Raw genomic sequence first — 22,050 nt, forward strand, 5'->3', positions numbered from 1 at the left:
GTAATGATCCAAAATGCGCCACATCCCACGGTGTGTGAATCTGACAGCGGCCCTGGCCCCTAGGTCCCTTTGAGGAGGCATTCCCATGGCCAAGAACCGCAAGCAGGACCGTATGCAGCAGAAGTCGTCGGCAGCCGAGCGTGGCGCCCAGCAGGCGCAGCAGTCCGCGATGGAATCGCAGACCGAGCAGCGTGCCACCCAGGTGACACCGGGTGACATGGCCCGCAAGGGGCGACAGAAGCGCTTCGGTCACAACTGACACGTATGCACCGGAAGGGGCGCGCCCGTGACGACGGGCGCGCCCCTTCCGGTGTGCTGGGCGGTGTGACGGCTGGTGCGATGTGGCGTAACGGCCGGTGCGATGCGGCGTGACGGCCGGTGCGATGTGGCGTGACGAGCCGGCAGACCGGCCGTACGGCGCTCGCTAGCCGGCCAGGCAGGACGGGCCGAGCAGCACCTTCAGGTCGCCGAAGAGCGCCGGGTCGGCCGTCACCCGGTGCCGGTCGAGCCGGAGCACGGTCGTGGTCCGGGGACCCTGGAGCTTGATCCGTACCTCGGTGTTGCCCTTGTGGTGCTTGAGGATCTCGCCGAGCCTGCTGACCATCGGCGGGGTCACCTTCACCGTCGGGATGGTGAGGATCACCGGCGCGTTGGTTCCGGCGTTCGACAGGTCGGGGACCATCAGCTCCATGGCGACCAGACGGGGGATGTCCTCGCGCTTGTCGAGCCGTCCCTTGACGAAGACGACCGTGTCCTCGACGAGCTGGGTGGAGACCAGCTGGTAGGTGGCCGGGAAGAACATGCACTCGATGGAGCCGGCGAGGTCCTCGACGGTGGCGATCGCCCAGGCGTTGCCCTGCTTGGTCATCTTGCGCTGGAGGCCCGAGATGATGCCGCCGATGGTGACGACCGCGCCGTCGCTGTGCTCGCCGCCGGTGAGCTGCGAGATCGCCGCGTCCGTCTTGTCGGACAGGACGTGCTCGATGCCGAAGAGCGGGTGGTCGGAGACGTAGAGGCCGAGCATCTCGCGCTCCTGGGCGAGCAGGTACGACTTCTCCCACTCGACGTCGGAGAACTCGACGTCCAGGCCGAAGCCGGGCTCGTCGCTCGTCTCCTCGCCCATGCCGCCGAAGAGGTCGAACTGCCCCTCGGCCTCCTTGCGCTTGACCGCGACCACGTTGTCGATCATCGGTTCGTGGTGGGCGACCATGCCCTTGCGGGTGTGGCCCATCTCGTCGAAGGCGCCGGCCTTGATCAGCGACTCGATGGTCCGCTTGTTGCAGACGACGGCCTCGACCTTGTCGAGGAAGTCGGGGAAGGTGCTGTACTTCCCCTTCGCCTTGCGCGACTTGATGATCGACTCGACGACGTTGGTGCCGACGTTCCGCACGGCGGAGAGACCGAAGAGGATCACGTCGTCGCCCTGGGCGGCGAAGTTCGACTCGGACTCGTTCACGTTCGGCGGGAGCACCTTGATGCCCATGCGGCGGCACTCGTTGAGGTAGACCGCCGACTTGTCCTTGTCGTCCTTGACCGAGGTGAGCAGACCGGCCATGTACTCGGCGGGGTAGTTCGCCTTGAGGTAGGCGGTCCAGTAGGAGACCAGGCCGTACGCGGCGGAGTGCGCCTTGTTGAAGGCGTAGCCGGCGAAGGGGACCAGGACGTCCCAGAGCGCCTGGATCGCCTTGTCGGTGTAGCCGTTCTTCTTCGCGCCCTCCTGGAAGATGACGAAGTTCTTCGCCAGCTCCTCGGGCTTCTTCTTGCCCATCACGCGGCGCAGGATGTCGGCCTCGCCGAGCGAGTAGCCGGCGATGATCTGGGCGGCCTTCTGCACCTGCTCCTGGTACACGATCAGGCCGTAGGTGACCGCGAGCACCTCTTCGAGCGGCTTCTCCAGCTCGGGGTGGATCGGGGTGATCTCCTGCTGCTTGTTCTTGCGCAGGGCGTAGTTCGTGTGCGAGTTCATGCCCATCGGGCCCGGCCGGTACAGGGCCGAGACGGCGGAGATGTCCTCGAAGTTGTCGGGCTTCATCAGCCGCAGCAGCGAGCGCATGGGGCCGCCGTCGAACTGGAAGACACCGAGCGTGTCACCGCGGCAGAGCAGTTCGTACGTCTTGGGGTCGTCCAGCGGCAGGGCCAGCAGGTCGAGGTCGATGCCCTTGTTGGCCTTCACCATCTTGACGGCGTCGTCCATGATCGTGAGGTTCCTGAGGCCCAGGAAGTCCATCTTGATCAGGCCGAGCGACTCGCACTGGGGGTAGTCCCACTGCGTGATGGTCACGCCGTCCGTGTGCCGCACCCAGATCGGGGCGTGGTCGACGATGGGCTCGCTGGACATGATCACGCCGGCCGCGTGCACGCCCATCTGGCGGACGAGGCCCTCGACGCCGCGGGCGGTGTCGATGACCTTCTTGACGTCCGGCTCGTTCTCGTACATCGCGCGGATCTCGCCGGCCTCGCTGTAGCGCGGGTGCGAGGGGTCGGTGATGCCGTTGAGGTCGATGCCCTTGCCGAGGACGTCGGCGGGCATGGCCTTGGTGAGCCGGTCGCCCATGGCGTAGGGGTAGCCGAGGACGCGCGCGGAGTCCTTGATGGCGTTCTTCGCCTTGATCTTGCCGTACGTGCCGATCATGGCGACCTTGTCGGAGCCGTACTTCTCCGTCACGTACCGGATCACCTCGACGCGCCGACGCTCGTCGAAGTCGATGTCGACATCGGGCATCGAGACGCGCTCGGGGTTGAGGAAGCGCTCGAAGATCAGTCCGTGCGGGATCGGGTCGAGGTCGGTGATGCCCATGGCGTACGCCACGATCGAACCGGCCGCGGAGCCTCGGCCGGGGCCCACGGCGATGCCCTGCTTCTTCGCCCACATGATGAAGTCGGCGACGACGAGGAAGTAGCCGGGGAAGCCCATCGAGATGATCGTGTCCATCTCGTACTCGACCTGCTTCATGCGGTCCTCGGGGATGCCCCCGGGGAAGCGGCGGTGCATGCCCCGCATGGTCTCCTCGCGGAACCAGGTGGTGTCGGTGTACCCCTCCGGGATGTCGAACTTCGGCATGAGGTTCTTCTCGACGAACATGCCGTCGGTGCTGATCTGCTCGGCGACCAGGAGGGTGTTGCGGCAGCCCTCCTGCCAGGCGTCCGACGAGTCGATGGCGTACATCTCGTCCGTGGACTTGAGGTAGTAGCCGGTGCCGTCGAAGCGGAAGCGGTCCGGGTCCGAGAGGTTCTTGCCGGTCTGGATGCACAGCAGGGCGTCGTGCGCGGTCGACTCGTGCGCGTACGTGTAGTGCGAGTCGTTGGTGACGAGCGGCGGGATGCCGAGCTTCTTGCCGATCTCCAGGAGCCCGTCGCGGACCCGGCGCTCGATCTCGATGCCGTGGTCCATCAGCTCCAGGAAGTACCGGTCCTTGCCGAAGATGTCCTGGTACTCGGAGGCGGCCTTCAGGGCCTCGTCGAACTGGCCGAGGCGGAGCCGGGTCTGCAGCTCGCCGGAGGGACAGCCGGTGGAGGCGATGAGCCCCTCCGACCACTTGGAGATGGTCTCCTTGTCCATCCGGGGCCACTTCTGCAGCCAGCCCTCGGCGTACGCGTCGGAGGAGAGCTTGAAGAGGTTGTGCAGTCCCGTGGCGTTGGCCGCCCAGATCGTCTTGTGGGTGTAGCCACCGGAACCGGAGACGTCGTCCCGCTTCTGGTGCGGCTGGCCCCACTGGACCTTGCGCTTGTTCCGCCGGGACTCGGGCGCGACGTACGCCTCGATGCCGATGATCGGGGTCACCCCGGCCTTCTTCGCCGTGTGGAAGAAGTCGTACGCGCCGTGGAGGTTGCCGTGGTCGGACATGGCGATATGGGTCATGCCCATCTCGTTGCACGCGTTGAACATGTCCTTGAGCCGCGCGGCACCGTCCAGCAGCGAGTACTGGGTGTGGACGTGGAGGTGCGTGAAAGGCGGCTTGGTCACGGCGGGGGGCCTCCGAAAAACACTGAGAGACAGGCTGCGGACAGTCTGGGGGGACAGCGTGGAAGTCTACGTCGCGCGACTGACAGACGACGGGCACTCGGGGCTAGGGTCGCGCGTTGAGAGACAGGGAACACCTGTCCCAATTGTCATGAACAGTCTTGCAGCTCGTCCGGTACCAGGAGGCACCTCGAATGTCGGTCCCCCAGCCCACCGTCGCGGAGCGCGGTGAGCACATCCTCGCCGTCTTCGACACCGCCTTCGGCCGGCTCCTCGCCGCCGACCCCGCCGCCTTCCGCGTCAAGTTCCGGAAGATGGCCGGCTCCGCCTTCGCCTTCTACCGGGGGACGGCCTGCCTCTTCTACGCGGACCTGGAGAAGGAGGCCCAGGGCGGGCCCTACCTGGACGAGCGCACCGGCCGGGTCTGGATCCACGGTGATCTGCACGCCGAGAACTTCGGCACGTACATGGACGCCAACGGCCGGCTGGTCTTCAACGTCAACGACTTCGACGAGGCCTACGTGGGGCCCTTCACCTGGGACCTGAAGCGGCTCGCGGCCTCGCTCGCCCTGCTCGGCTACGCCAAGGCGCTCAGCGACGACCAGATCACGAAGGGGGTCCGGATCTGCGCCGCCGCCTACCGGGAGCGGATCCACGCCCTCGCGACCGGCACCGGGGCGGACGAGGTGCCCCCCTTCACCCTGGAGACGGCCGACGGCGCGCTGCTCGGCGCCCTGCGCGACGCCCGTGCGCAGACCCGCTTCGGGCTGCTCGACTCGATGACGGAGATCCGCGACTTCGAGCGCCGCTTCGCGTCCGGCGGCGGCGCGATCGAGCTGGACGCGGCCACCCGGTACAAGGTCCTGGACGCCTTCGACGGGTACCTGGAGACCCTGCCCGAGTCCAGCCTGGTCCGCCCTGACTCGTACCGGGTGAAGGACGTGGTCGGGCGGCGCGGCATCGGCATCGGCTCGGCCGGCCTCCCCTCGTACAACATCCTGCTGGAGGGCCACAGCGACGCCCTGGAGAACGACGTCGTGATCTACATGAAGCAGGCGCAGACCCCGGCGGTCTCCCGTCATGTCACGGACCCGGCGGTACGGGAGTACTTCCGGCACGAGGGCCACCGCACCGTCATCTCGCAGCGGGCGCTCCAGGCGCACGCCGACCCGTGGCTGGGCTGGACGGAGCTGGACGGCGCCGGGCAGCTGGTCGCCGAGGTCTCGCCGTACGCGGTGGACCTGGACTGGTCGGACATCGACGACGTCGACGAGATCGCGACGACCATCGCCGACCTCGGCCGGGCGACGGCGACCATGCACGCGGCGGCGGACGAGTCGAGCGGGCAGTCGCTGGTGCCGTTCTCCACGGAGCGGGCCATCGACGCGGCGATCGCGGCCGACGAGGAGGGCTTCGCCGACCTCCTGGTGGACTTCGCGCACGCCTACGGGGCGCGTGCCCGGGCCGACCACCAGATCTTCGTGGACCTCTTCCGCAACGGCCGGATCCCCGGGCTGTAAGAGCGGATCCCCGGGCTTGTAAGAGCGGTCACAGGGCGGAGGGGCCGTCGCAGGCCCGGAGGGGCCGGTGGGGCGGTTCACAGACTGCCTTTAGGGACCCCTTATGGCATGACATGGCACACTCCACGACGATGGACATGGCAGGGACGCAGCTGAGAGCGCTGCGGGCGGCGTTCTTCACGACACTGGTCGTGACGCTGTCCGTGGCGTCCCACGTGCTGCTCTCCGGAGTGCCGCTGCCGCTGGGGACGGTCGTCCCGGTCGCGGCCGGCGTCTTCGCCGTGGCGTACGCGCTGGCCGGCCGCGAGCGCGGGCTCGGCCCGATCGTCGGGCTCCTCGTCCCGCTGGAGCTGGCCGCCGACACGCTCTTCACCAGCGGCCAGGTGGTCTGTTACGGCGCCGCCGGCGGCCCGGTCGCCGGTTCGCTGCGCGCGGTGGGCGTGGACGTGTTCTGCGGCGGCGCGGTGGGCGCGCCACTGCCGGGGGTGGTGACCCCCGAGGGCGGGAACGTGGCCGCGCTGCTCGACTCCCCCGACCCGGCACTGCCCTGGCTGCTGCTCCTGGCGCACGTCGGCGTCGGGTTCGCGGCCGCCTGCTGGCTGCGCGGCGGGGAACGGGCGCTCGCCCGGCTGCTCGGCGCGGTGGCGGCCTTCGCGTTCCGGCCGCTGCTGATCGTGGTGGCCTTCTTCCGTGGCGGTGAGGCGGCGCCGCGGCGCGCCGGGCGCCCCGAGGGGCGGCCCCGGACCTCCCGTACCCGTCTCCTCGTGCACTCCGTAGGGCGGCGGGGGCCGCCGGACCCGGGCTTCGCTCTCGTCTGAGCGAAGCGGGTTCCGCGGTTCCCCTCTCTTCCCTTCCTCACCTTCACGGAGATCACGATCATGAGCGCACGCAACAGCCAGTCCAACAAGGCCGCCGCCCGCGAGCGTCTGCGCGTCGAGCGCGAGCGCCAGGCGAAGAAGGACCGGGCGCGCCGGCAGCTCGTCGTCGGCGTCTCGGCCGTGGCCGTGCTGGCCGCCGCCGGCGGCATCGGCTACGCGGTCGTCCAGTCCAACAAGCCCACCCAGTGGGAGGCGGCGGCGGAGGCGACGACCGTGACGGCCCCGAAGAACACCTCGGGCACGAACGGCACGACGGTCGTCATCGGCAAGTCGTCCGCGAAGAAGACCCTGGAGCTGTACGAGGACTCGCGCTGCCCGGTCTGCGCCACCTTCGAGCAGGGCGTGGGCTCGACGATCGAGAAGGACGTCGAGTCCGGCAAGTACAAGATCAAGTACGTCGGCGCCACCTTCATCGACGACGGCGTCCCGGGCGAGGGCTCGAAGAACGCCCTCTCGGCCCTCGGCGCGGCCCTGAACGTGAGCCCCGAGGCCTTCCTGAAGTTCAAGGCGGCGCTCTACTCGGCGGACTTCCACCCGGAGGAGAGCCAGGACAAGTTCGCCAAGGACTCGTACCTCCTGGAGGTCGCGGACGCGGTCCCGGCCCTCAAGAGCAACGCCGAGTTCAAGAAGAACGTCGAGAACGGCACCTTCGACGCCTGGGCGATGAAGATGTCCGAGGCCTTCGACAAGAGCGGCGTGACGGGTACGCCGACGCTGAAGATGGACGGCAAGCCGGTCACGGCGGCGGGCAGCGACAGCCCGCCGATGACGGCCGCCGAGTTCACCACGGCGATCACGGCGGCCCTCAAGGGCTGACCGCCCCTCGCCCGGCCCCGAGCCTCGGCGATCCGACACCTCGCCCGGCCCCGGACCCCTTCGGCCCGGGGCCGGGCGACGTCGAGGCGACGACTCGACGAACTTCCGGAATTCGCCTGCCCAACGGGCCTACCCGTCAGTAATCTGACTGCCCGTGACCAGTCAGTTCATATCTTCTGCCCCCAGCCGACGCACGGTCGTCAAGGCCGCCGCCGTCACCGCTGTCGCCGCGCCCGCCCTTCTGGGCGCCGCCTCCCCCGCCCTCGCGGACTCCGGGGCACCCGCCTTCCTGCACGGCGTCGCCTCCGGCGACCCGTTGCCCGACGGCGTCCTTCTCTGGACGCGCGTCACCCCCGCCCCCGAGGCCGTTCCCGGCTCCGGGCTCGGTCCGGATGTCGCCGTCGGCTGGGAGCTCGCCGAGGACCGCGGCTTCGCCCGGGTCGTCGCCACCGGTTCGACCACGGCGAGCGCCTCCTCCGACCACACCGTGAAGGCGGACGTCCGCGGCCTCCGCCCGGCCACCGCCTACTGGTTCCGCTTCACCGCGGGTGACGCCGTCTCACCGGCCGCCCGCACCCGTACGGCTCCGGCGGTCGACACCGCCGCCCCCGGCGTCCGCTTCGGCGTGGTCTCCTGCGCCAACTGGGAGGCCGGCCACTTCTCCGCGTACCGCCACCTCGCCGGCCGCGCCGACCTGGACGCCGTCCTCCATCTCGGCGACTACGTCTACGAGTACGCCAGCGGCGTCTACCCGGAGGCGAAGAACACCGTCCGGCAGCACGAGCCGCGCCACGAGATCGTCTCGCTCGCCGACTACCGGACCCGGCACGGGACGTACAAGACGGACCCCGACCTCCAGGCGCTGCACGCCGCCCATCCGGTCATCGCCATCTGGGACGACCACGAGTTCGCCAACGACGCCTGGACGGGCGGCGCCGAGAACCACACCGCCGGGGCCGAGGGCGAGTGGGCGGCCCGGGTCGCCGCAGCCAAGCAGGCCTACTTCGAGTGGATGCCGGTCCGCGCCTCCACCGAGGGCACGGTCTTCCGGCGACTGCGCTTCGGCAGGCTGGCCGATCTGCACCTGCTCGACCTCCGCTCCTTCCGCTCCGCCCCGGCGAAGACGGGCAGCGGCACGGTCGACGACCCGGAGCGGACGATCACCGGCCGCGCCCAACTGGACTGGCTGAAGGCCGGTCTCGCCGGCTCGGACGCGACCTGGCAGCTGGTCGGCACCTCGGTGATGATCTCGCCGGTCGCCTTCGGCGCCCTGCCCGCCCACCTCCTGGAGCCGATCGCCGAGCTGATGGGCCTGCCGAAGGAAGGGCTCGCGATCAACGTCGACCAGTGGGACGGCTACACCGACGACCGCAAGGAGCTGCTCGCGCACCTGACCTCGCGGGCGATCCGGAACACGGTCTTCCTGACCGGCGACATCCACATGGCCTGGGCCAACGACGTACCGGTGAAGGCGGCCACCTACCCGCTGTCCGCCTCGGCGGCCACCGAGTTCGTCGTCACCTCGGTGACCTCGGACAACCTCGACGACATGCTGAACGTGGCCCCCGGGACGGTCTCGGTCGTGGCCGCGGGCGCCGTCAAGGCCGCCAACCGCCATGTGAAGTGGGTGGACATGGACCACCACGGTTACGGCGTGCTCGACGTGACCTCCGAGCGCTCGCAGATGGACTACTACACGGTCTCCGACAAGGCGGATCCGGCCGCGACGACGGCCTGGGCGCGCTCCTACCGGACGCTGAACGGAACGCAGCGTGTCGAGCGGGTGTACCAGCCGGTTCGCTGACGACACCTCAACGGCGATTTTCAGCCACATCCACTCCTGTTAACGGGAGATCACATCACTACGGCGGGTGGCGGGTTTCGGAGATCGAATCCGGACACACCACCCGCCTCTGTCACCACATCTGTTACGTCGACGTCTCAAACTCCGGAATCCGCACAAGAATTTCTTCCGGATGCCCGAATTACCCCATGAATGATTGGGCTTGATCGCTCCTCAACAGTGTCTGACATGGACGCGTAATCTCCCCGCCGTGGCGAGGAAGTTCCTCTCCACCACCCCCCGCGAGGAGTCACCAATGCGTGCTCTTGTCCGTATATCGCCGCGTATGTCACGTCGTATGCTCGGCACTGCCGTCATGGCCGGAACCCTGGCCCTGGCACCGCTTTCCGCCCCCGTCGCCACCGGCGCGGCCACCGCCACCCTGGCCGGTGCCTCCGTCGAGGAGTGCGCTGACGACGCCGGCCTCTCCGGCGCCCGCAAGGCGCGCGGTGCCGCCGGCCACGCCGCCGAGCCCAACGAGGTCACGGCCGCGCAGGCGAAGGCCATGGACGACGATTTCAAGAAGAAGCTGGCCGCCGCCCGCGCCGAGAGCCGCCTGAGCGCCACCGCCGACGCCGCCGCGGTGGTGAACATCCCCGTCTACTTCCACGTTGTCCACTCCGGCACGACGGGCAAGCTCTCCGCCACCGCGATCAACAACCAGATGAACGTCCTGAACGCGGCCTACGCGGGCCAGGGCACCGGCAACGTGAACTCCAACTTCCAGTTCACCCTGGCCGGTACCGACTACACGGACAACGCCACCTGGTACAACCTGACCTCCGGCTCCACCGCCGAGAAGCAGATGAAGCAGACCCTCCGCAAGGGCGGCGCCGGCGCGCTGAACTTCTACACCGCGAACCTGGGCGGCGGCCTCCTCGGCTGGGCGACCTTCCCGTCCTCGTACAACTCGAACCCGTCCATGGACGGTGTCGTCGTCCTCGACGCCTCCCTCCCGGGCGGCTCGGCGACCAACTACGACGAGGGTGACACCGCGACCCACGAGGTCGGCCACTGGATGGGCCTCTACCACACCTTCCAGGGCGGCTGCAACGGCGCCGGTGACTCCGTCGCCGACACCCCGGCCGAGAAGAGCCCGGCCTACGAGTGCCCGACCGGCCGTGACTCCTGCGCCTCCAAGGCCGGTGTGGACCCGATCCACAACTTCATGGACTACACGTACGACGCGTGCATGTACCAGTTCACTTCCGGCCAGGTGACCCGGATGAACGAGTACTGGACCGCGTACCGCGCGGGCTGACCCACCCCGAACACACCGAGGGCGCGGCAGGAGGAGACTCCCGCCGCGCCCTCGGGCGTACGTGCAAGGTGACCGGCTACAGACTGTCCAGGAAGGACAGCGCCACCGACCAGGTCCGCTCGGCCGCCTCCGCGTCCCAGTCGGGCAGCTCCGGGTCCGTGTACAGGTGCCCCGCGCCGCGGTAGCGGTAGATCTCCACGTCCGCACCGGCCTTGCGCATCTGGAGGTACCAGGCGGACAGCCAGTCGTCCGTCTCGAACGGGTCGGGCTCGGCCACGTGCAGCTGTACGGGGAGCTCGTCCACCGACACGTTGGGCGCGAGGTCCGAGGTGCCGTGGAGCAGCAGCAGCCCGCGCGCCTTCTCGTCGCCGAGGGCCAGGGTCTGGGCGATCGAGGCGCCGAAGGAGAAGCCCGCGTACACGAGGCCGCGCTCGGAGTAGGGGGCGGCGGCCAGGATCGCGCGCTTCAGCAGCTCGTCCTTGCCGATCTCGTCCCGCTTCGCCATGCCCTCCTCCACCGAGTCGGTGGTCCAGCCGTCGAAGAGGTCCGGCACCCACACCCGGTGCCCGGCGGCCCGCAGTCGCTCGGCCGCGTCCTCGACGGCCGGACGCAGCCCGTGGGCCGGGTGGAAAAGCATGATGTCCATGCGGGCCATCCTGCCACCCGCCACCGGCAGTCACCCAAAGCCCGGGGCGACCCGGACCGGCTCACCGTCAGCGCATACTGCGCACGTCCAGCTGCCGCAGCACCCGGTCCACCACCTCCGGATCGGCCCCCGGCTCGCTGCGCGCCGAGAGGACCTCGTGGCGGGCGGCCGACATCAGCTCCCGCTGGATCCGCTGCACCGCCTTGAGCCGGTCCGTCCGCGCGGCGAAGGCGGCCCTCCGCTCCTCGTCGACCATGTCCGGGCTGATCCGGGCGCCGATGTCGAACGCGCCCCGCAGCAGCCGCTCCTGTACGTCCTCGGGCAGCTCCTCGACCTCCTCGATCTCCTTGAGCCTGCGCCTGGCGGCCTTCGCCGCGCGGATCGCGAGGTCGCGCTCCAGCGCCCGCTCGGCGTCCGTGTCGGCCCGCACCCCGAGCCGCTTGACCAGCCACGGCAGGGTGAGGCCCTGGACGACGAGGGTGGCGATGATCACGCAGAAGGCGATGAAGACGATCTCGTCGCGGCCGGGGAAGGGCGAGCCGTCGTCCGTGCGGAGAGGGATGGCGAGGGCGAGGGCCACCGAGGCCACCCCGCGCATCCCCGCCCACCACATGACGATGGTCTCCCGCCAGCTCGTCGGGATCTCCTCGTCGACGTCCAGGCCCGTGTGCATCCGTTTCGCCAGCCAGGTGGCGGGCAGCAGCCACAGCAGCCGGACCCCGACGACCACCGCGACGACGACGGCGCCCCAGCCGAGCATCTCCGGGCCGCGGCCTTCGGCGACGCCGAAGACGTGGATGAGTTCCAGGCCGATGAGGCCGAAGGCGATGCCGGTGACGAGGGTGTCGACGATCTGCCAGAAGGTCTGCCCGGCCAGCCGGCCCATGACGTCGTCGGCGTCGACGGCGTGCTCGGCGAGGAAGAGCGCGGTGAGCAGGACGGAGAGGACGCCGGAGCCGTGCAGTTCCTCGGCGAGGACGTAGCTCACGAACGGTACGAGGAGGGTCAGTCCGGTCTGGAGCGTGACGTCCCCGAGGAAGCCGATCAGCTTGTTGGCGAGCCAGCCGAGCCCCATGCCGACGGCCACCGCGACCACCGCCGAGAGCACGAGCTCGCCGATCGCCTCCGGCCAGGAGAAGGAGCCGCTGACGACGGCGCTGATGGCCACGTGGTAGAGCACGATGGCGGTGACGTCGTTGAAGAGTCCCTCGCCCTCCAGGATGGAGACCAGCCGGCGGGGCAGGCCGAGCGACCCGGCGACGGCGGTGGCGGCGACCGGGTCGGGCGGCGCGACGAGCGCGCCGAGCGCGAGGGCGGCGGCCAGCGGCAGCCCGGGCACGAGCGCGTCGGCGACGGCTCCGACGGCGGCCGTGGTCACGAAGACGAGGGCGACGGCGAGCAGGAAGATGGGCCGCTTGTTGGCCCAGAACTGCCGCCAGGACGTCCGCTGCACGGAGGCGTACAGCAGGGGCGGCAGCACCAGTGGGAGGATCAGCTCCGGCGGGATCTCGACGTTCGGCACGAAGGGCAGGACGGCCAGCACGATCCCGACGAGCGTCATCAGGACGGGCGCGGGCAGTCCGAGCCGATCCCCGAGGGGAACGGTGAGCAGGGCGCCGAGGAGCAGCAGGAAGAGCAGGGCCAATTGATCCACGGGCCCACCCTGCCATGAACGTCCGGTTTGACCGTGATGCCCCCCGGTGACCGAAGGGCATGGCGTGACCGGCCGTCATCGGCGCAGCGCGTCGCGACCCCGGCCATGATCCGCCGGACAGGCCCTACGTCATGTCCGGAAAGTCCCGCCCGAGTCGCTCCGGGCGGACGGCGCTACGTCCCGGACAGGCCCTGGAGGACCCTTCGCATGGCCCGGTGCGGAATACCCGCGTCGGGGAACTCGGGCCCGTAGACCTCGTAGCCGAGCCGCTCGTAGAAGCCCAGCGCGTGCGTCTGCGCGTGCAGGTCGACGGCGGTGAGTCCGCGCAGGCGCGCCGCGTCCTCGATGGCCCGCACGAGAGCCGCGCCGACCCCGAGTCCGCGGGCGGCCTTGCCGACCGCGAGCCGGCCGAGCGAGCCCACCGAGGCGTCGCCACCGGTCTTGCCGAGCGCGTCCGCCCCGTACAGGAGCCGTCCGGTGCCGAGCGGCAGCCCGTCCTCGCGCACGGCGAGGACGTGGACCGCGGTCGCGTCGTACGTGTCGTACTCGAGCTCCCGCGGGACGCCCTGCTCCTCGACGAACACCTCGCGGCGGACCGCGAAGCACGCCTCCCGGTCGTCGGCGCCGGACGCCTCGCGGACGGAGTACGCGGCGGTCACTGGCTCTCCGCCGCGATCCGGTCCAGGGCCTTCTGGAGGTCCTCGGGGTAGGTGCTGGAGAACTCGACCCACGAGCCGTCGCCCGGGTGCTCGAAGCCGAGGCGGACGGCGTGCAGCCACTGCCGCGTCAGGCCGAGGCGCTTGGCGAGCGTCGGGTCGGCGCCGTAGGTGAGGTCACCGACGCAGGGGTGACGGTGGGCGGACATGTGCACCCGGATCTGGTGGGTGCGGCCCGTCTCCAGCTTGATGTCGAGCAGCGAGGCCGACCGGTACGCCTCGATGAGGTCGTAGTGCGTGACGGATGGCTTGCCCTCGGCGGTGATCGCCCACTTGTAGTCGTGGTTCGGGTGCCGACCGATCGGCGCGTCGATGGTGCCGCTCATCGGGTCGGGGTGGCCCTGGACGAGCGCGTTGTAGCGCTTGTCGACCACGCGCTCCTTGAACTGGCGCTTGAGCGAGGTGTACGCGTACTCGGACTTCGCGACCACCATCAGACCGGAGGTGCCGACGTCGAGGCGGTGCACGATGCCCTGGCGCTCGGCGGCGCCGGAGGTGGAGATGCGGTAGCCGGCGGCGGCCAGGCCGCCGATGACCGTGGTGCCGGTCCAGCCGGGGCTGGGGTGCGCGGCGACGCCGACCGGCTTCATGATCACGACGATGTCGTCGTCGTCATGGATGATCTCCATGCCCTCGACGGGCTCGGCGACGATCTGCACCGGCGCGGGCGCGCCCGGCATCTCGACCTCGAGCCACGCGCCGCCGCTCACCCGCTCGGACTTGCCGACGACGGAGCCGTCGACCTGGACCTTCCCTGCGGCGGCCAGCTCGGCCGCCTTCGTACGGGAGAACCCGAACATACGGGCGATGGCGGCGTCGACGCGCTCGCCCTCAAGGCCATCGGGAACGGGCAGCGTGCGGATCTCGGGACTCGTACTCACCCGTCGAGTATGCCTTGCGCGGGAGGTGCTCCGCCCCGGACCGGCCCTGCCCGGCTTCCGCCCGGCCCCTGCCCGGCCCTTACCCGGCCTCGCTCAGTCCTTGTGGACGGTGCCGTCGGGGTCGATGCCCCGGAACGACAGGAACACGATGAGGATGCCGCCGCAGACGATCGCGGAGTCGGCGAGGTTGAAGACGGCGAAGTTCGCGGGGGCGATGAAATCGACGACCGCGCCCTTGAAGACACCGGGCGAGCGGAAGATCCGGTCCGTGAGGTTGCCGAGCGCGCCACCGAGCAGCAGACCCAGGGCGATCGCCCAGGGCAGGCTGTACAGCTTCCGCGCCAGCCGGATGATCACGATGATCACGACGGCCGCGATGCCGGTGAAGATGATCGTGAAGGCCTCGCCCATGCCGAACGCGGCGCCCCGGTTCCGGATGGCGTCGAGGCGCAGCAGGTCGCCGATCAGCGGGATGGCGTCGCGCCCCTCCAGCTTGGCGACCACCAGCATCTTGCTGCCGAGGTCGAGCAGGTAGGCCACCAAGGCCACCACGAACAGCGCGAGGATCCTGCGCCTGCCCCTGGGCCGCTCCTCGGGAGCGGCCGTGCCGTCGGCGGCGGCCGACTCGTCGGCCCCTGCTGAATCCGGCGTACCGATGATGCGCTCCGCCTCTGCCACGTGAGTGAGTCCCTCGACCTCGATGCCTGACCGTGCCCCGAGGGTACGGCACAGGCGTACGAGACCGTCAGCCGCGCCGCTCCTGTCGCTGCTTGTCCTCGACGCAGAGCGTGGCCCGCGGAAAGGCCTGCATCCGCGCCTTGCCGATCGGCTTGCCGCACACCTCGCAGAGGCCGTACGTGCCCGCGTCGAGCCGCTCCAGGGCGTGCTCGCTCTGCTCCAGCATCTCCCGGGCGTTGGCGGCGAGGGCGAGCTCGTGCTCGCGGGTGATGTTCTTGGTGCCGGTGTCGGCCTGGTCGTCGCCGGCTCCGTCGCCCGAGTCCCGCATGAGGCCGGTGAGCTCCTCCTTCGAATGGACGAGCTCGCTGCGGAGCCGCAGCACCTCCGCCTGGAGCGAGCTGCGGGCCTCCTCGACCTCCTCCGGGGTCCAGGGGTCCTCCCCGGGGCGCACCGCGAGCTCGCCGGTACGGGCCGGGGGTACCGCGACCCCGTCCTCAGCGGTCGTCACGCCACCCGCGGTCTTCTTCGCTGCCACCGTCCTGGCTCCTGTCTGCTTCTTCGCGGAGGCCGCCTTCCTGGCGACCGTCTTCTTCGCCGCGGCCTTCTTCGCGACGGTCTTCTTCGCGGCGGCCTTCTTCGCGACGGGCTTCTCGGCCTTCTCGGCGACGGCCTCCTTCACGACCGTCGACTTCTTCCCGGCCACGTCCTTGCCGTCCACGACCGCCACATCGGCGGAAACGGCGGTCGAGGACTTCTTCGCGGCGGTCTTCTTCGCCACCATGTCGCGGCCCCTTCACATTTTGTGATCTTGCTCGCGAATCGTGCTGGGACGATAAATCGGCCCAAGGCCCGCGGCAACGGGGCTCGCCGCCGTTCCCACCCGCCCCCGCTCCCCGCGGGGCGGGCCTGCCTCCGTTGTGCCCAGCTCCCCACCGGGTTATCCGTCCCGGCCCTCCCCCACATGGCCGAAACGGAACTCCGCGCCGCTTCGTATGGCCATTCGGGTGGCCGCCCGGGGCGCGGAAAATCGGGTCCGCCTCCCCCCGCTCCGCCCCGTACACTGGGCGGAGCGAAAGGCTTGGATGGGGACGAGTAGCGTCGTACGCAGCCATGAGCGACCCGGGGACGGTGAGAGCCCGGGGGCGAGCCCGATGTGAAGCATCACCCCGGAGCCGTCGGAAGAAAGCCGTGCGACAGCGCGGTGACTAGACCCGGCGTCGCGACCCCAATGAGGGGGCTCAGGGCGTTCACGCCCGGGGCCAAGGAGGGTGGTACCGCGGGAGCAGTGCTCTCGTCCCTCCGACGGAACACGACAGTCCGCCGGAGGAATCCCGATGACACCGCCGCAGTACCGCCAGGTGCCCGCCCAGGTCGACCTGCCCGCGCTGGAGCACGACGTGCTCGACTTCTGGCGCGACAACAAGGTCTTCGCGAAGACCCTGGAGCAGTCCGAAGGACGCCCCGAGTGGGTGTTCTACGAGGGCCCGCCGACCGCCAACGGCATGCCCGGCGCCCACCACATCGAGGCGCGCGTCTTCAAGGACGTCTTCCCCCGCTTCCGGACCATGCGCGGCTACCACGTGGCCCGCAAGGCCGGCTGGGACTGCCACGGCCTCCCCGTCGAGCTCGCCGTCGAGAAGGAGCTCGGCTTCTCCGGCAAGAAGGACATCGAGGCGTACGGCATCGCCGAGTTCAACGCCAAGTGCCGCGACTCCGTGACCCGGCACACCGACGCCTTCGCCGAGCTGACGACCCGCATGGGCTACTGGGTCGACCTGGACGACGCGTACCGGACCATGGACCCCTCGTACATCGAGTCGGTCTGGTGGTCGCTGAAGCAGATCTTCGAGAAGGACCTGCTCGTCCAGGACCACCGGGTCGCCCCCTGGTGCCCGCGCTGCGGCACCGGTCTCTCCGACCACGAGCTGGCGCAGGGCTACGAGACGGTCGTCGACCCGTCCGTCTACGTCCGCTTCCCGCTGACCTCCGGCCCGCTGGCCGGGAAGGCGGCGCTCCTCGTCTGGACGACGACGCCGTGGACCCTGGTGTCCAACACGGCGGTCGCCGCCCACCCCGAGGTCACCTACGTCGTCGCGACCGACGGTGACGAGCGGGTCGTCGTCGCCGAGCCGCTGCTCGACAAGGCGCTGGGCGAGGGCTGGGTGACCACCGGCGAGTCCTTCACGGGCGCCGAGATGGAGCGCTGGACCTACCAGCGCCCCTTCGAGCTGATCCCCTTCGACGCCCCGGCCCACTACGTCGTCAACGCCGAGTACGTGACGACCGAGGACGGTACGGGTCTGGTCCACCAGTCCCCCGCCTTCGGTGAGGACGACCTCAAGGTCTGCAAGGCGTACGGCCTGCCGGTCGTGAACCCGGTCCGCCCCGACGGCACCTTCGAGGAGGACGTGCCGCTGGTCGGCGGCGTCTTCTTCAAGAAGGCCGACGAGGCGCTCACCGCGGACCTGGACGCCCGCGGGCTGCTCTTCCGGCACATCGCGTACGAGCACAGCTACCCGCACTGCTGGCGCTGCCACACGGCGCTGCTGTACTACGCGCAGCCGTCCTGGTACATCCGCACGACCGCGGTCAAGGACCGCATGCTCGCGGAGAACGAGAAGACGAACTGGTTCCCCGACTCGGTCAAGCACGGCCGCTTCGGCGACTGGCTGACCAACAACGTCGACTGGGCGCTCTCCCGCAACCGCTACTGGGGCACCCCGCTGCCGATCTGGCGCTGCGAGGACGACCACCTCACCTGCGTCGGCTCCCGCGCCGAGCTCACCGAGCTGACCGGCACCGACCAGTCGGAGCTGGACCCGCACCGCCCGTACATCGACGCGGTCACGTTCTCCTGCCCGAGCGAGGGCTGCGGGAAGACGGCGACGCGCGTGCCGGAGGTCATCGACGCCTGGTACGACTCGGGCTCGATGCCGTTCGCGCAGTACGGCTACCCGTACGAGAACAAGGAACTGTTCGAGTCCCGCTACCCGGCGCAGTTCATCTCCGAGGCGATCGACCAGACGCGTGGCTGGTTCTACACGCTCATGGCGGTCGGCACGCTGGTCTTCGACAAGTCGTCGTACGAGAACGTGGTCTGCCTGGGCCACATCCTCGCCGAGGACGGCCGGAAGATGTCCAAGCACCTGGGCAACATCCTCCAGCCGATCCCGCTCATGGACCAGCACGGCGCCGACGCGGTCCGCTGGTTCATGGCGGCCGGCGGTTCGCCCTGGGCGGCGCGCCGGGTCGGCCACGGCACCATCCAGGAGGTCGTCCGCAAGACCCTCCTGACCTACTGGAACACGGTCGCCTTCCAGGCGCTGTACGCCCGTACGTCCGGTTGGGCGCCGAGCGCGGCGGACCCGGCCCCGGCCGACCGCACGGTCCTCGACAAGTGGCTCCTGTCCGAGCTGAACACGCTCGTCGCCGAGGTCACCGAGGCGATGGAGTCGTACGACACCCAGCGCACGGGCAAGCTCATCTCGTCCTTCGTCGACGACCTCTCCAACTGGTACGTGCGCCGCTCGCGCCGCCGCTTCTGGCAGGGCGACGCGTCCGCGCTCCGGACCCTGCACGACGTGATCGAGACGGTCACGCGGCTGATGGCCCCGCTGACCCCGTTCATCACGGAGCGGGTCTGGCAGGACCTGGTGGTCCCGGTGTCCCCGGACGCCTCGGAGTCCGTCCACCTCACCACGTGGCCGGAGGCGGACGCCGCCCTGATCGACCCGACCCTCAGCGAGCAGATGCTGCTGGTCCGCCGTCTGGTGGAGCTGGGCCGGGCGACGCGGGCGGAGTCGGGCGTGAAGACGCGCCAGCCGCTCTCGCGGGCGCTGGTGGCGGCGACGGGCTTCGCCGCCCTCTCCCCCGCCCTCCAGGCCCAGATCACGGAGGAGCTGAACGTCTCCTCCCTCGCCTCTCTCTCGGAGGTGGGCGGCTCGCTCGTCGACACGACGGCGAAGGCCAACTTCCGCGCCCTGGGCAAGCGCTTCGGCAAGGGCGTCCAGGACGTGGCGAAGGCGGTGGCCGCGGCCGACGCGGCGGCGCTCTCGCTGGCCCTCCGCTCCGGTGAGGCGACGCTCTCGGTGAACGGCGAGGAGATCACGGTCACCCCCGAGGAGGTCATCATCACGGAGACCCCGCGGGAGGGCTGGTCGGTGGCCTCCGACTCCGGCGCCACGGTCGCACTGGACCTGGAGATCACCCCGGAGCTGCGCCGCGCCGGCCTCGCCCGCGACGCGATCCGCCTGATCCAGGAGGCGCGCAAGAACAGCGGCCTGGACGTCGCGGACCGGATCGCCCTGCGCTGGACGTCCGCCTCCCCGGAGACGACGGAGGCCCTGACGGCCCACGCCGGACTCATCGCGGACGAGGTCCTCGCCACGGACCACGCCGAAGGCGAAGCGGACGCCACGTACGGCAGCCCCTTCACCGACGACTCCCTGTCCCTGACGTTCCGCCTCCGCAAGGCGTAACCCTCCACGAAAGGCCCGACACCCCCTGGGGGTGTCGGGCCTTTCGCGTACCCCCACCCCACCCCTTCCCGAAACCCTGCCGGGGCTGGGGGGGGCCGGGAGGCTGCCGGGCGCCACGGCGCGAAGCGGCCGTGCGCTGGGGGCCGGGGGCCGGGACGTGCCTCTGGCGCCGGGGGCCCGGGGGCCGTGCCTCCGGCGCTGGGGCACGGGGGCGGGGCCAGGGGCCCAGGGGCCGGGGTCCGGGGCCCGGGGCCCGGGGGCCGGGGGCCGGGGGCCGGGGGCCGGGGCCAGGGGCGGAGCCCCGGTTTCGGGAAGGGGCGGGGTGGGGGGAAGCCCGCCGCAGGCGCCCCCGGCCACCCCCATCGGCCCGGCACGGCCCCCACCGGCCCGGTGCGGCCCGCAGGCGGCGCCACCGGCCCGCACCGCCCCCGCAGGCGCCCCCGCGCACGGCAAAGGGCCGGGCCCCGGAGTCATCCGGGGCCCGGCCCTTGCAGCCTGCCGACGGCTACGCGCTCATCGCGCGACCGCGCGCCGTCAGTTGTCGTCCTCGTCGATCAGGAAGCCACGCATCGGCGCCGGCGCCTGCTGCATCGGCTGCGGAGCCTGCGGCCGGACCGGAGCCATCGGCTGGGTCATGGCCGGGGACATCTGCTGCTGACCGCCGTAGGACGGGGCACCACCCATGGACGGCGCACCACCCATCGAGCCGTTGCCACCGTAGGACGGGGCACCCGCGCCGGCCGAGGCCATCGAGGGCGCCGGCGGCAGGGAGGCCGTCGCCGGGGTCCGCGGCGGAGCCAGCGAGTCGTCCGCCTGGGTCTCCAGCTGACGCAGCTGGGACTCCAGGTACGACTTCAGGCGCGTACGGTACTCGCGCTCGAAGCCGCGCAGGTCCTCGACCTTGCGCTCCAGCGTGGCGCGGGCGGACTCCAGGGAGCCCATCGCGACGCGGTGCTTCTCCTGCGCGTCCCGCTCAAGAGCGTCCGCCTTGGCGCGGGCGTCCCGCTCCAGGCCCTCGGCGCGGGAGCGCGCCTCGCCGACGATCTTGTTGGCCTCGGAGCGGGCCTCGGCGATCGCCTGGTCGGCGGTCTGCTGGGCCAGCGAGAGGACACGCGCGGCGCTGTCGCCGCCCGGGGCCTGCGGAGGCTGCTGCTGCATCTGCTGCTGCATCTGCTGCTGCGGGTGACCCATGGGGCCGCCCTGCATCGGGCCGGGACCCATCGGGCCACCCTGCATGGGGCCACCCTGCATCGGCCCGCCCTGCATGGGGCCACCCTGCATCGGGCCGCCCTGCATGGGGCCGGCGGGAAGCGCGGGGGCACCGGAAGGCAGCTGCGGCGGGCCCATCTGCGGCGGCTGCTGCTGGACCGGCGGTCCGGATATGGCCGCGGGCACGGGCGCGCCGGGACCGACGGGACGATCCTGCGGCTCCGGGGGCTTGCGCATCCCCTGCTGCTGCTGGTTCTGCGCGGCGGCACGGGTCGCTGCGGCCAGCTTGGCGCGCAGGTCCTCGTTCTCCCGGAGCAGGCGGGTCAGCTCGGCCTCGACCTCGTCGAGGAAGGCATCGACCTCGTCCTCGTCATAGCCTTCTCGAAGGCGGACGGTCGTGAACTGCTTGTTCCGCACGTCCTCGGGGGTCAGCGGCATCTCTTCTTCACCTCTACGTAGTCGTCGGCAGTCGGCAAGACCGTATCGTCCACACTCAACTCGCGAACCTGCTCACGAAGGAGATCAGGATGTAGACGATGATCATCAGAACGAAGAAGGACAGGTCGAGTGCCACGCCCCCGAGACGCAGCGGCGGGATGAGTCGCCGCAGAAGCTTGAGCGGTGGATCGGTGACAGTGTAAGTGGCCTCCAGAACGACCACCATCGCCTTACCGGGTTGCCATGAACGTGCGAACTGGAAGACGTAGTCCATGACCAGCCGGACGATCAGGAGGACGAGGAAGCACATCAGCACGATGTAGACCACCTGTAGTGCGACGCCCATCCCGCGTTTCCCTCTCCCCTGGCTTACGTGCTCTCACTTGTTCCGGCCGCGTCGCGACCGGTCCGTCCGGTTCTGTTGTTCTCAGCTCTGGTTGAAGAATCCGCCCTCTGCGATCCGGGCCTTGTCCTCCGCCGTGACATCGACGTTAGCAGGCGACAACAGGAACACCTTCTGCGTCACGCGCTCAATGCTGCCATGGAGCCCGAAGACGAGTCCGGCGGCAAAGTCGACAAGTCGCTTCGCATCCGTGTCGTCCATCTCCGTGAGATTCATGATCACCGGGGTGCCCTCACGGAAGTGTTCCCCGATGGTACGGGCCTCGTTGTACGTCCGGGGGTGCAGCGTGGTGATGCGGTAGGGCTCCCGCTCGGACACGACCTTGGGCATGATCACCGGTGCGTTCTTCTCCATGCTCGGACGTTCGGGTGTGATGGATGCCACGGGGGCAATTCGGGCCGGACGTCCACTTTCGGCGAGTACCGGGACAGAATGGGCGATCGGTTCCCGAGGCGCTGGAGGCTGCACCACGCGCACCGGTTCCTCGCGCTCGACCTGCCGCGGAGGGGTGTGGCGCCGGTCGCGCTCGGGCTCCGGCTCCAGCTCGGGTTCGAAGTCGTCGTCGGGGTCGAAGCCCCGGCCGTCGTACCCATCGTCCTCCACGAGGCCGAGGTAGACCGCCATCTTGCGCATCGCGCCGGCCATTCTCTGAGTCCTCCGCTCTGTGG

17 protein-coding genes are annotated in these 22,050 nt (G+C 70.2%); 7 read left to right on the plus strand and 10 right to left on the minus strand.

Annotation, left to right across the window (positions count from 1 at the left end; translation table 11 throughout):
- Positions 1-85: 85 nt before the first annotated feature.
- On the plus strand, positions 86-259 hold the full coding sequence (locus OG580_RS08950; RefSeq protein ID WP_267043101.1) for a hypothetical protein: 174 nt from the start codon (positions 86-88) through the stop codon (positions 257-259).
- A 165-nt stretch (positions 260-424) separates the two neighbouring features.
- Here OG580_RS08950 and dnaE read toward each other — a convergent pair whose 3' ends face one another.
- A complete protein-coding gene (dnaE, locus tag OG580_RS08955; RefSeq protein WP_267043102.1) occupies positions 425-3,964 on the minus strand; it encodes a DNA polymerase III subunit alpha in 3,540 nt (1,179 codons plus the stop codon).
- 191 nt (positions 3,965-4,155) lie between these two features.
- On the opposite strand from dnaE, the gene OG580_RS08960 reads away from it, so the two are divergent.
- From OG580_RS08960 to OG580_RS08980, 5 genes are all read left to right on the plus strand, one after another.
- Positions 4,156-5,481: a DUF2252 domain-containing protein gene (locus OG580_RS08960; protein ID WP_267043103.1), complete on the plus strand. Its 1,326-nt coding sequence runs from the start codon at positions 4,156-4,158 to the stop codon at positions 5,479-5,481.
- Between the two features lie 131 nt (positions 5,482-5,612).
- Positions 5,613-6,299 carry a hypothetical protein gene (locus OG580_RS08965; RefSeq protein ID WP_267043104.1) on the plus strand — a complete coding sequence of 229 codons (687 nt, stop codon included), beginning with the start codon at positions 5,613-5,615 and terminating at the stop codon, positions 6,297-6,299.
- A gap of 60 nt (positions 6,300-6,359) precedes the next feature.
- Positions 6,360-7,175 carry a DsbA family protein gene (locus tag OG580_RS08970; RefSeq protein WP_267043105.1) on the plus strand — a complete coding sequence of 272 codons (816 nt, stop codon included), beginning with the start codon at positions 6,360-6,362 and terminating at the stop codon, positions 7,173-7,175.
- Positions 7,176-7,329: 154 nt separating this feature from the next.
- Positions 7,330-8,979 (plus strand): alkaline phosphatase, encoded by a 1,650-nt coding sequence (locus tag OG580_RS08975; RefSeq protein WP_267043106.1) that lies wholly within the window; start codon positions 7,330-7,332, stop codon positions 8,977-8,979.
- Positions 8,980-9,316: 337 nt separating this feature from the next.
- Positions 9,317-10,279, plus strand: a complete 963-nt coding sequence (locus tag OG580_RS08980) for a zinc metalloprotease (RefSeq protein ID WP_267043107.1) — start codon at positions 9,317-9,319, stop codon at positions 10,277-10,279.
- A 76-nt stretch (positions 10,280-10,355) separates the two neighbouring features.
- On the opposite strand, the gene OG580_RS08985 is transcribed toward OG580_RS08980, so the two are convergent.
- The 6 genes from OG580_RS08985 to OG580_RS09010 all read right to left on the minus strand — a co-directional run bounded on the left by OG580_RS08985 (position 10,356) and on the right by OG580_RS09010 (position 15,635).
- Positions 10,356-10,925: a dienelactone hydrolase family protein gene (locus OG580_RS08985; RefSeq protein WP_267043108.1), complete on the minus strand. Its 570-nt coding sequence runs from the start codon at positions 10,923-10,925 to the stop codon at positions 10,356-10,358.
- 67 nt (positions 10,926-10,992) lie between these two features.
- Positions 10,993-12,579 carry a Na+/H+ antiporter gene (locus OG580_RS08990; RefSeq protein WP_267043109.1) on the minus strand — a complete coding sequence of 529 codons (1,587 nt, stop codon included), beginning with the start codon at positions 12,577-12,579 and terminating at the stop codon, positions 10,993-10,995.
- A 173-nt stretch (positions 12,580-12,752) separates the two neighbouring features.
- Positions 12,753-13,238 carry a GNAT family N-acetyltransferase gene (locus tag OG580_RS08995; protein WP_267043110.1) on the minus strand — a complete coding sequence of 162 codons (486 nt, stop codon included), beginning with the start codon at positions 13,236-13,238 and terminating at the stop codon, positions 12,753-12,755.
- Positions 13,235-14,176 carry an RluA family pseudouridine synthase gene (locus OG580_RS09000; RefSeq protein WP_267043111.1) on the minus strand — a complete coding sequence of 314 codons (942 nt, stop codon included), beginning with the start codon at positions 14,174-14,176 and terminating at the stop codon, positions 13,235-13,237. The genes OG580_RS08995 and OG580_RS09000 overlap by 4 nt, the downstream gene beginning before the upstream one ends.
- A gap of 93 nt (positions 14,177-14,269) precedes the next feature.
- On the minus strand, positions 14,270-14,854 hold the full coding sequence (lspA, locus tag OG580_RS09005) for a signal peptidase II (protein WP_267043112.1): 585 nt from the start codon (positions 14,852-14,854) through the stop codon (positions 14,270-14,272).
- Positions 14,855-14,921: 67 nt separating this feature from the next.
- Positions 14,922-15,635: a TraR/DksA family transcriptional regulator gene (locus tag OG580_RS09010; RefSeq protein ID WP_267043113.1), complete on the minus strand. Its 714-nt coding sequence runs from the start codon at positions 15,633-15,635 to the stop codon at positions 14,922-14,924.
- Between the two features lie 553 nt (positions 15,636-16,188).
- Here OG580_RS09010 and ileS point away from each other — a divergent pair.
- Positions 16,189-19,332 (plus strand): isoleucine--tRNA ligase, encoded by a 3,144-nt coding sequence (gene ileS / locus OG580_RS09015; protein ID WP_267043114.1) that lies wholly within the window; start codon positions 16,189-16,191, stop codon positions 19,330-19,332.
- Between the two features lie 534 nt (positions 19,333-19,866).
- Here ileS and OG580_RS09020 read toward each other — a convergent pair.
- From OG580_RS09020 to OG580_RS09030, 3 genes are all read right to left on the minus strand, one after another.
- Positions 19,867-20,979, minus strand: a complete 1,113-nt coding sequence (locus OG580_RS09020; protein WP_267043115.1) for a DivIVA domain-containing protein — start codon at positions 20,977-20,979, stop codon at positions 19,867-19,869.
- A gap of 55 nt (positions 20,980-21,034) precedes the next feature.
- Positions 21,035-21,325, minus strand: coding sequence for a YggT family protein (locus tag OG580_RS09025; protein WP_267043116.1), 291 nt, complete (start codon positions 21,323-21,325; stop codon positions 21,035-21,037).
- 81 nt (positions 21,326-21,406) lie between these two features.
- Positions 21,407-22,027 carry a cell division protein SepF gene (locus OG580_RS09030; RefSeq protein WP_030211547.1) on the minus strand — a complete coding sequence of 207 codons (621 nt, stop codon included), beginning with the start codon at positions 22,025-22,027 and terminating at the stop codon, positions 21,407-21,409.
- Between the last annotated feature and the right edge of the window lie 23 nt (positions 22,028-22,050).

The organism is Streptomyces sp. NBC_00094, from assembly GCF_026343125.1.
Taxonomy (GTDB): domain Bacteria; phylum Actinomycetota; class Actinomycetes; order Streptomycetales; family Streptomycetaceae; genus Streptomyces.